The organism is Neochlamydia sp. AcF84 (assembly GCF_011087585.1).
In the GTDB taxonomy this organism is placed as follows: domain Bacteria; phylum Chlamydiota; class Chlamydiia; order Chlamydiales; family Parachlamydiaceae; genus Neochlamydia.
Genome location: NZ_VJOT01000027.1, coordinates 1 through 10,694 on the forward strand (window position 1 = coordinate 1; position 10,694 = coordinate 10,694).

The window sequence follows — 10,694 nt, forward strand, 5'->3', positions numbered from 1 at the left end:
CTTTAAAAGAAACTTTGGAGGAGATTTTCGCTCTAGGAAGCTAGACTATCAGCGGGCAGAATTATATGCTAAATCTTTGGCAATGAACAAGATGACAGCGCTTGGAATGCCCAAAGGACAATGGGTACTAACTTGATAAGCTTTTAAACAGACCAACTATTAGGTCATTTACGCAACAAGGCCTCTAACACCCTCAAATAAAAAAGCTTTTTCCTCTTATGAGTTAGATGAAATACTTATGCAAGATGGTAATAAAATAATCATGCTTCCCCTAGTTTTTGTGATAACGCTATAGTTTTTTCATCCATTGGCTTATATCCTCCTTCATTTTAATCAAAGAAAATTTTTGAACATACATCATATGCCCAGCCGGGTAATAATGCATACTGGCCCGACTCTGTAAGTCTGAGGCATGCCGTAGATGATTAAAAGTATAGTCAGTAGCAAAAAAAGGGGTAGCTAAGTCATAGTAGCCGCTTCCTACAAATACTTTTAAAGCTTTATTTTGGGTCATTACGTTACGCAACGCAGCTGACATATTTAAAAATTGATTGGTATATTTACTATAATTCCAAGTAGAATGAATATTTGCTAAGATCTTATATTCTTGATCATTTTTTATCTTAAGCTCTTTTCTAATGTACTGATTGAAGGCAGCTGTAAAAGTTCCTGCAATTGCATCAAAGCTCGGATCATAGCTAGGATAATCGTTACATGGATTTAAGGCTTCTCCTTTAAAGCGAGAATCAAAACGCCCTACAATCAAACCATGAGCTCTTAATAATTCTTTGGAAAAGCGTTGCGGGCTAATCCGCAAATTAGCCTTTTTGATAAATTCAGGCGATAATCCTGTATAATCAGCCAATTGAGCTACAATCTTAGCATGCTCATGGGCACTTAAACTATCTCCTTTCATTAAAGCCGAGGTATAATCTGTTAAAGCAAAGTCTTTAACCATTTCCAATGTTTTATCTAAGTCTCTTTGTAAGTTTTCCCCTAGCTTTTTATGATACCATGCAGTAGCTGTATAAGTAGGTAAATAAAGGGGGTAAGGAAGATCATTCCCTTCATTATAATCATTGAGCGTTTGAAAGTTTAATACAGACGAGATAAGAATCATCCCATTTAGATAAATATTTAGCTCGTCATGCAAATAACCTGCTAATCCTGCTGCACGCGTCGTTCCATAGCTTTCGCCTGCTAATAGCTTAGGAGAATTCCATCTTTCGTATTGCGTAATAAATTGACGAATGAACTCACCCAGTGACTCAATATCTTCGTCCACTCCATGAAATTGTTTGGCATCTTCTCCAGAGGTCACACGGCTATAGCCTGTAGAGATCGGATCGATAAATACCAAATCCGCTACATCTAAGAGAGAATGAGGATTATCAATCACTTGATAAGGAAAAAGGCCCTCTCCTTCATCGCTTAGAAGGACCCGGCGAGGTCCAAAAACACCTACATGTAACCATATAGACGAAGACCCTGGGCCTCCATTAAAACAAAAAATAAGAGGACGTTTAGCTGGTTCTAAAACCTCTTCTTTAAAATAAGCAATATAAAAAATAGTAGCTTTCGGCTTCGAGTGATCATTCCTAAGCAGGATGTTTCCAGCGATTGCTTTGTAAGGGATTGCTATATTATTAATTGTTATTTGATGTTTAGTTTCAGAAATTGTTTCTTTAAGAGAAGAGGTTATAAGTTCTTCCTCTTTTTTATCTGCCTTTTCTTCTGCAAAAAGAGGAAGATGAGCCGTGCCCGATATTATTCCAATCAGTGCCCATAAAAAAATTTTATACATACTCGCCTTTCCGTTTTTATTAAGCATTTTATAGCATGGAAAAAAATGAAGGGCAAGTTCTAATAAAAATAAGAAAGGAATGAACAATTGAAAGGTAAAGCTAAAAATAACAGCTTAACAGGAGGCCCTATATTCTATAAAAGAGCTGTAGGCTTTTTGGAATCAATTTTCTGCCATAATAAAAGTGCTTAATAGGAATAAGGTAGATTATCCTTTTCTTCTAGGCATCTCAACCGCATGGATTCTCTATCCTCAAGAGCCCATAAATTATATTACACTTTTTATCTTGCGAAATTACTTCTCTGCAAATTGGTAGAGCAATCTGATCTCTAGCCATGGGACGGCCGTGCTGTAGAAGCTAAAAAAACAGATCTTCCTTTTGCTCTCTGCAAGATTTGCGAGCTAATTTATATGCTGCTGAGCCATTCTTTATGCAAACATATGCTCAATAAAATTCATGTTTTGATAAAAGAAATATGTTCTAAAAGGTAATCCTTTTTTAGATTGGGCAAAGGGAGTTTGTTTAAACACCATTATTTTACTTTAGCAATTTTTGGTAAGCGATCACAGGAGACAAAGCTGCTTAAAATCTTAATCCACAGAAGATAATGTAAGGCAGAAAGTGCAATAAATAGAGAATAGCTATTTACAAGCATTTTTGACTTTGTAAATACTCGCATAATCACATTTAAAGCTAGGCTTACCCGTGATCGCTTACAATTTCTGACAGTTTTTCTTTTTTAGCCCTCTTTTCTATTAAATAAGTGATAAGCCTCTACTCATTCAAATTAGTTTGAATTTGATGCCTATCATTTTGGCTAGCAACATCAGTATGCTCTCCTTTATACTTATTAACTTCTCGCTCGGCTTCTTTCAAGAGTGTTTTCAACGTCTCAACTTCTCTTTCTCTTTCAGCCTCTTTGTCAATTAAAGTACCAAAAACCTCCCAAAGCTTATGCTCCTCACACTGCTGCTTAAGATGCAGAGCTTGATAGCGCTCTTCTTGATAATTAATCCCATTTACTCCAAGGTATGTCTCTCGAATGCGCGTCTTATTAGACCTATATCTAGCAGCTACCTTTTTAAAGACTTTTTTGTTTTGCCTTAATTCTTTTTCTAGCTCTTTAAATGTAAACTCTATGGTTGAAAGAGGTCCATCCATATACTCAGCATTAGCATTCCTTATGCGCTCATGACCCTTAAAGATTATTTGAGCAGAATTTATATCGTCGTTATTAGATAAAATAATAGTGATATCGGCATAGTTTTTATCAGAGAGAATAGCTTTATTATCTATAGACAAATTGTTTTCATGGCCTTTGGGCAAGTCTGCTCTTTTTATCCACTGTTTAAATAGTACCCTTTTACCATCTGACCTTTCATACATCTTTTTCATCATTTTATGAAAAGCTTGCTCGCGTATATTTTCTAAGAGGGAAAAGTTATTAGACTTCCTTAACCATAGCTGCTCATATAGCCTAGGAACTTCAATTTCCTCATGATGTTTTTTTAATATCTCTTTATCCTTACTAGACAGTGACTGGGTATTACTTTGAGCTAATCTACTTTCAACCTGGCACTCTACAGCATTTTTTGCTGACTCCATAATCGCCTGGTCGATTGTTTCATCATTCTTTAGGTCATATGCTGAGTTTTTAGAAGAAGGGCTGATAAATCGACGTTTCAATTGCCTGGTAACTATATCTTTTAATTTAGAAAAATGCTCAATGGAAGAAAAATCTTTTCGATCTTTTGCCCTTCTAAGACGCTTTAATACTTCTGCGGTTGCAGCAGTCATTCTTTGCTTAAGATGATGGCTTGCCTGCAAAGCAAAATCTTCCAATTCTTGGCGTGCAGCCTCATTAAACTCATAATCTTGATTCTCGATAATGTGGCGAATATAAGCAATTGATAAATTCTGGTTAGTACGGCGAGCCGCCTCTAGAAGCGTCTCTTGTGTTTTAATAAATGCTTTTATTTCTTGATCGATTGCCTCAATTTCGTCTGCAGATAAATTTTTGCCTAGCTCTTCTGCTTTTGCTTGTAAAGCTCTCTCAATTTTTCGATCATAATCGATACACTTCTGCTCTTTCAAGATAGTATGAAAATATAAGGCATAGTAAGTGTCTCGGGTAGCTTCTACCCTAGCCTTTTTCATCTCTCGAATTGAAATAATTGAGCTTATAGTCTGACTAACTTCTTCAGGAGTAAGATTCCAGCGATAATAGCCAGCCATATAAGTATGATAAAGACTAAGGGACTTAAAAGCGAAAGGTTGATCTTTTACCCTCCCATCACTTCTCCAATTAAAATAGTAAGTTAAAAATGGGTAAAAATCTGACGCTAATTCTTCCTTAAATATGAACGGAGCGTTTAAATTCTTCCAATATTTAGCTTTTATTAAATCCAATTCAGCTGAACTTAACGCTCGGCCTCGTTGCTTTTCGTAATCAATTTTAGCTTCTTCACGTTTCTTCTTTGTAGCTTCCTCGATAGCTAAGCACAGCCGATTTTTACCTATTATCCTCTCTTTGATAGCAGATGAAGAGGCTAACAGATACTCTCTTAGCTTCTCTTCCGTATGCTTATCAATCCTCTTCCTGATTTTTTCTCTATAAGGTTTTGTACATTCCACCTTTTTTAGATGCATGATAACTTTATTCTTGCGCTTTTGCTTAGCAAGCTCTGGATCACAAATCAAGCCTAACTGATGATGGATCCATAAATTAGTCTTAACCGAAACAAAGCCTACAATCAGAGAGGAAAAAAAGCCAAGGCTGTAGTTAACTACCTTTAGAATGCTTCTTCCTAGGTCTCTAGCATTGGGGCAATGAGAAACAACAATAGGCAAAACTCGTATACATTTGCGTCGAAAAGTAGCAGCTGGGCGATCTAATCCTGCTAAAGGTATTGCTCTCCGTGCAAGAGAGGCTCCCCCTGATAACATAGAGGAGGCAGGCACAATGAGAGCTAGTAAGGGGGAACGTAAGGTATTAAAAAAGACTCCTTGAAGATCCAGCGCAAGCACCCCCAAATTAGCAGCGCGCGCTCGTCCAGCTGCCCCCTTCTCCTCCCATTTAGAGATTTTATTCATAAGGCTATTGAGAGGATTAGAATGAAGCCAACTGCAAAATGTAGACACTGTCATATTTCCTCTAGTCATACTTCTTCAACCTATAAATTTAAGCAGAAACCTTTAATAACGAAATCTAATATATTTAATTATTAAAAAAAAATCAATCGATAGATGAAATGCTTTATAAAATATTAGTAATTGTTCTTTTTCAGCTTTAATCAAGGATGCTTTGCAGCCTTTAATTAATGTTTTATTGCTATTGCTGCGAGCTCAAAGCTAATATTTTAACAACATCTTTTGCATAAATAAGAGAGCCACCCGCTTGCCGAATTTCATTTAAGTGTTTTTCTTCAGCTGCCGGCAATGAATTAACAGGTTTGCATGCATCAATAATTACATACACTTGATAATTTAAATTTAAAGCATCAAGAGCAGAGTATTTCACACAATAGTCGGTAGCCAACCCTACTAAAAAAACTTTTTTAATTCCTTTGCTTTGTAAAAATTTATGTAATTCTGTAGCTTTGCTTCTTCCATTATCAAAAAAAGCGCTATAGCTATCCATTCTTTTATCCGTGCCCTTATAAATCACTTTTTGTACTCGATGATCATCCCAGCCTGCAGAAAATTGCGCTCCTACCGAATTTTGCACACAATGTACAGGCCATAAAACTTGCTCTAAACCACCTATATTGATCACCTCTTCTACCTCTTTTCCATGAGAAGAGGCAAAGCTCACATGATCGAGAGGATGCCAATCTTTTGTAGCTACAATTACCTCAAAAGGATAGCGTATAATTCTATTAAGATTAGGGAGAATTTTTTCAGCCTCTTTGACAGCTAAAGCTCCTTGCGGAAAAAAATCGTTCTGAACATCGATAATCAGCAAAGCTGTCATAAATTATTCCTCTTTTATACCTTTTTTAGTAAAGAGAGAGTCCTGACAAATTTGGTGGCGTATGTGATTAACTACTTGACTTTTGTATGCATATAAAGATTTCTCCATGCCCACCAGGTAAGGGCAAGGGTGTTTTAAAAGCTTAGAATGTTTAGGAAACTTTTCCAGTTCTTGAAGAGTGCTTTCACGAATTTTCGCTAGCTTAGGCAATTGATATACACATTTTCCTTGGCGGAAAATAGGCACTAGCAGTTCTTCGCTTTGCAATCCTTTTTTTAGAGCAATTTGTTCAGTCGAATCCTTAAGGTTAATAAGACAAGGTTCAGGGCTCACGGGCATATTTATATCATAAATCATGTCAGCAATAGGAGAAGAACTAGTATTGCGAAAACGGCGCACTTGCAAAATCCCAGGATTAGAAATTTTTATCATCTGTTCGGATAATTTTAATTTATATTTCCAAGGCCCCTCAGGATCGCGCAAAGCCGACAGCTTGTAAACACCATCTAGCGCTGGGTAATCGTAAGAAGTAACTAATTGGGTGCCTACTCCCCATACCCCTATTGGCGCCTTTTGATATTTAAGTTCACTAATTTGGGTTTCATCTAATTCATTACTTGCCACAATGACTGCCTGAGAAAAACCGGCTTCATCTAACATCTTTCGGCTCGTATGACTTAAATAAGCTAAATCTCCTGAATCTAGGCGTATACCATGGAAGGTTTTACCTTGGCTTTTTAGCCACTGGCCTACTTGTATAGCTTTTTTTACTCCTTCAAGGCTATCATAAGTATCTACAAGAAAGAGGCTATTAGCGGGCATACTTTGGGCAAGAGCCTTAAAAGCTTCTAATTCATCATCAAATACCATTACCCAGCTATGCGAATGAGTGCCCTTAACCGGTATGCCAAATAATTTTCCTGCTAAAACATTTGAGGTTGCATCGCATCCCCCTATATAAGCTGCTCGGCTAGCTGTAAGACTGCCATCGAAGCCTTGAGCTCGCCTTAAGCCAAATTCTAATATTGGGTCATTATGCGCGGCAACACGCATTCGAGCGGCCTTAGTTGCTACTAAAGTAGGAAAATTAATTAAATTTAGTAAGGGACTTTCTAAAATTTGACATTGAATTAAGGGGCCTTGAATGCGCAATAAAGGCTCATAGGGAAAAACAAGAGTACCTTCAGGTATTGCATCTAAATGGCAAGAAAACCTCATCTTAGATAAATATTCTAGAAAGTCACTTGGAAAAGCAGGTGCTCCCTCAGGATTTTCTAAGCTTGCTAAATAGCTTAGATCGCTAGAATCAAAATGAAAATTTTCTATAAAATTTATGGCGGCTTCAAGCCCTGCTGTAACAGTAAATCCCCCCTGAAATGGAGCACGGCGAAAAAACAGTTGAAATACGGCCTCTTTGTGCTCCAGGCCAGCTTTCCAATATCCATAAGACATAGATAGCTGATATAGATCTGTGAATAAGCCAACAGATTGATTATACGGTTGCAAACCTATTTTTCCTCCATTTAATGGGCTTTCAAATAAACAATTTTAGCATACAAATTTTAAGATGTTTTATTCTACCGTTAAAAATTAAAGCAAGATAAGATATTCTAGGATAAGTTGATTAATTAGGAAAAGTATGCATAAAAATTTTTACAGTTTTTTAATCTTCCTCTTTTGCGGCTATTTTTTTCAGTTAAATGGGCAAGAGCTTTATTTAAAAGATAAATTGAGAAAAGCAAACTCTGGGGATTATATTGTTACTTTGCAAAATAAAACTTATACTTTTTTACTTATCGACACTTTTGCCTCCCATGAAATTTCTTTAGAAGAGATTACAGTTCCTAGCCAAAGCATTCAATTAGAAGGATTTTCATGGAAAAAGTGGGCTGAACAAAATGCTCCTGGGCATACATCCTGGGTGCGATACGTGATTGATACTACTTCGGGGCATATATCTGAATATTTTTCTTATACAAAAAACGGATGGTATACCTTCCCGGAGGGAGAAAATTTTTTATCCACTTTATTAAATTTAAAACTTTATAATATTCCCCTTAAAGAACGGAGGAAAGTAGGGCCTCCTCCTCCTTCTCAAGCTAGCGATAGGAGACCTTACTGGCAACCTAAATTAATTTTCGAAGGAAAGATCATCCCAGGGATAAGTTTTGAAGCATGGCGCGCTTTTTGGCCGAAAGATGGTAGTGAACTATCGGGCAAAATCATTGAAATTTATTTACCCCAAGTAGCGGGTATTTATCCTTCTTATTTTCCTTATTGGTTACAAGTCAGCGGAATTATCGGGAAAGCCAAAATTCACATTATTGACAGCGGTAAAGGAGTGCATGGTAGAGGAGTTCCTGCCAAAGAGAGGCCGCTAAGGAAAGCTGGCTAAGTTATCAACAAAAACCAAGCATTTTCCACTTTTTATTTTTAGAATTTTTTTCTTGCCGACAATCTACCCGCACTTCTTCTTATTTCATTTATAATCAAACGCTTATTTATCTTTTCTTGTATTTTTTAGTCTGACATTTTTTCCAAAATTTTGTTGCAATTTTCGTTATAAGAAACTTTTTACACACACCTTTTAAACAAAATTTCCACAGAATTAGTCCTCCTAGCTCTCTATTTTTAGGGCATAAAGCGTACAAAAAGCATACAAAAAAAAGAAGTTTAGGCGCTGCTTGCAAAATTTAGAAGCGTTCTTATTTTTATATTTGCTTTTGGTGAGCATTTTATTTACGATGCTAATCTTTAAAAAATTAGGGATTCCATGAAAACTTATACTCTTAGCAAATCCCGCTCCCTTCTTGTAGCCGGCTGTAAAAGCTACAAAAGAAAACATAAGGTCTTATCGTTAGAACAAAAAGCTACCCTAGAAAACCTTTTAGAGAATTTGGATCAAGCCCTTCTTCAAAAAAATAAAGAAGAAGCTAGTAAGCTGGCACATATCCTAGAAACGTATAACCAAGTAACTTTAAAAAAATCCCTATTTGAATACCTCCGAGAATTTAGTGTAGTTATCCTCGTCGCCTTATTGATGGCCACCCTTTTACGCCAGCTAGTATTTGAAGCCTATGAAATACCCACAGGTTCGATGCGACCTACTTTTCGAGAACAAGATAACGTGTTAGTTAGCAAAACAAGTTTTGGTATTAACACCCCTTTTACGACAGGTCATCTCTATTTTGATCCTTCTCTTGTACAAAGAACCGGGATCGTAATTTTTTCAGGGGATAATATTGATTTGCCGGACACTGACTCTCACTACCTATGGCTTTTTCCTTATAAAAAACGCTATATTAAACGCTGTATGGCTAAGCCTGGAGATACGGTTTATTTTTATGGGGGTAAGATTTACGGAATGGATAAGAATAAAACAGATCAGGTAGAGCTACGTAATAGCCCTTGGATAAAAGATTTAAGCTATATTCCTTTTTTTTACTTAGAAGGTTTAGTGACGCGTCCGAAAAAAAATCAGTTTGTTTTTAATCAAATGCACCAATCCATCGGTCGTATGACTATCCTCCCTTCCAATCAGGTAATTGGCGAAATATACAATGGCAAAGAATGGATTAAAGATGAACCCCTTGCTTCAGGAATCCCTCATCAGGAGATCAAGACCTATAGTGATTTTTGGGGATTTCGCAATTTTGCGCTCTCTCGTCTTCTAAATCAACAGCAGCTAACGGATCACAAGTTGTTTAATAAAGATGAAGTTAGCCAAGGTCTCCTTTATTTAGAAATGCGGCATACGCCTTGCCTTAATTACCCGGAAACGCTTTTCCAACAAAGTCGCTTGGGTATTAAGCCACTGGTTGGTGCTTTCACAACAATCATTCCTCTATCTCAAAAACATATCGATGTCTTAATGAACACTATGTATACGGCTCGTTTTGTCGTGCGGGAAGGACGCGCTACACGCTATAGCTACAATTCTTCTAGCTTAGCTAAGGATAGCCCTTTAATGCCGACAATCCCTAACGGCACTTATGAGTTCTACAATGGTATTGCCTATCAAATAGGCCTTGCAAGCCTGGCTTGGGAACTTCCTAGAAACCACCCTATTTACAGTCGTGATCCTGCTCATGTTCAGCTACTATACAATCTTGGCATGGAAATGAGCACTCATTATGAACCTACAGCTGCTAACCCATTTTTATATCCTGCCCGTTATGCCTATTTTAGGGACGGAGCATTATGCACCTTAGGTGCGCCCATTTTTATGCCAGAAGATCCTTACCTTCTTGCCTTTAACAAAAATGAGAAGGTGCGCGAACAAAGAGCTTCAAAAGCTGCACCCTATGTTGCTTTCAAGGATCATGGAGCTCCTTTAAAAGAAGATGGCTCCTTAGATAAAGATTTTATTGAAACTTTTGGCCTAAAAATTCCTGAAGGATACTATCTAACTTTAGGAGACAATCATGCCATGAGCGCCGATAGCCGCGTTTTTGGCTTTGTACCAGAAGCTAATTTACAAGGCGCTCCTGATTGGATTATATGGCCGCCAGGGCCTCGGTGGGGTACTCCTCCTCAGAAGCCCTATCCTTGGTTCAATATTCCTCGCTTGATCGTGTGGACAGTCCTTAGCCTAATTAGTATCATATGGTATATGCTACGCTCCTATCGCTTGAAGAGACCTCTCTTTAAAAGATTATGAAAAAAATTTAAGCTGTTTTTTAATAATACGTTCTTGAACAATCTTTTATCAGGTATATGGTTACATAAAAAGTTGCTCGCAAGCACATTATTTTTAAACGATGTAATATGCTTAAAAAATTTAATCGACCTATTAACCCTCTGGAAGCTGTCTTTCTGTAAGCGGTCACGGGATATAAAAGGTTTTTTAGATAACAGAAGGCATGGGTTGCTTGGTACGAGCGGCATATATAGCGTCTGCTAGAAAATCTAGAATA

General features: G+C 37.2%; 6 protein-coding genes. 2 read left to right on the forward strand and 4 right to left on the reverse strand.

Features of this window, described 5'->3' with window-relative positions:
- Positions 1–289: 289 nt before the first annotated feature.
- The 4 genes from NEOC84_RS02365 to NEOC84_RS02380 form a co-directional block, all read right to left on the reverse strand.
- On the reverse strand, positions 290–1,804 hold the full coding sequence (locus NEOC84_RS02365) for a peptidase S10 (protein WP_166154939.1): 1,515 nt from the start codon (positions 1,802–1,804) through the stop codon (positions 290–292).
- Between the two features lie 775 nt (positions 1,805–2,579).
- Complete coding sequence (locus tag NEOC84_RS02370) at positions 2,580–4,952, reverse strand: hypothetical protein (protein ID WP_166154941.1); 2,373 nt, start codon at positions 4,950–4,952, stop codon at positions 2,580–2,582.
- 184 nt (positions 4,953–5,136) lie between these two features.
- Positions 5,137–5,778, reverse strand: a complete 642-nt coding sequence (gene pncA / locus NEOC84_RS02375; RefSeq protein ID WP_166154943.1) for a bifunctional nicotinamidase/pyrazinamidase — start codon at positions 5,776–5,778, stop codon at positions 5,137–5,139.
- Positions 5,779–5,781: 3 nt separating this feature from the next.
- Entirely contained in the window at positions 5,782–7,290 is a 1,509-nt protein-coding gene (locus NEOC84_RS02380; protein WP_166154949.1) for a nicotinate phosphoribosyltransferase, read from the reverse strand.
- Between the two features lie 127 nt (positions 7,291–7,417).
- On the opposite strand from NEOC84_RS02380, the gene NEOC84_RS02385 reads away from it, so the two are divergent.
- Positions 7,418–8,173, forward strand: coding sequence for a hypothetical protein (locus NEOC84_RS02385; protein ID WP_166154945.1), 756 nt, complete (start codon positions 7,418–7,420; stop codon positions 8,171–8,173).
- Between the two features lie 378 nt (positions 8,174–8,551).
- Complete coding sequence (gene lepB / locus NEOC84_RS02390; protein WP_166154947.1) at positions 8,552–10,438, forward strand: signal peptidase I; 1,887 nt, start codon at positions 8,552–8,554, stop codon at positions 10,436–10,438.
- Positions 10,439–10,694: the final 256 nt, after the last annotated feature.

What these genes read in the sequence shown, in the direction of transcription:
- NEOC84_RS02365 (WP_166154939.1), bottom strand. Translation starts at nt 1,804, where the DNA reads ATGTATAAAATTTTTTTATGGGCACTGATTGGAATAATATCGGGCACG.
- NEOC84_RS02370 (WP_166154941.1), bottom strand. Translation starts at nt 4,952, where the DNA reads ATGACAGTGTCTACATTTTGCAGTTGGCTTCATTCTAATCCTCTCAAT.
- pncA (WP_166154943.1), bottom strand. Translation starts at nt 5,778, where the DNA reads ATGACAGCTTTGCTGATTATCGATGTTCAGAACGATTTTTTTCCGCAA.
- NEOC84_RS02385 (WP_166154945.1), top strand. Translation starts at nt 7,418, where the DNA reads ATGCATAAAAATTTTTACAGTTTTTTAATCTTCCTCTTTTGCGGCTAT.
- lepB (WP_166154947.1), top strand. Translation starts at nt 8,552, where the DNA reads ATGAAAACTTATACTCTTAGCAAATCCCGCTCCCTTCTTGTAGCCGGC.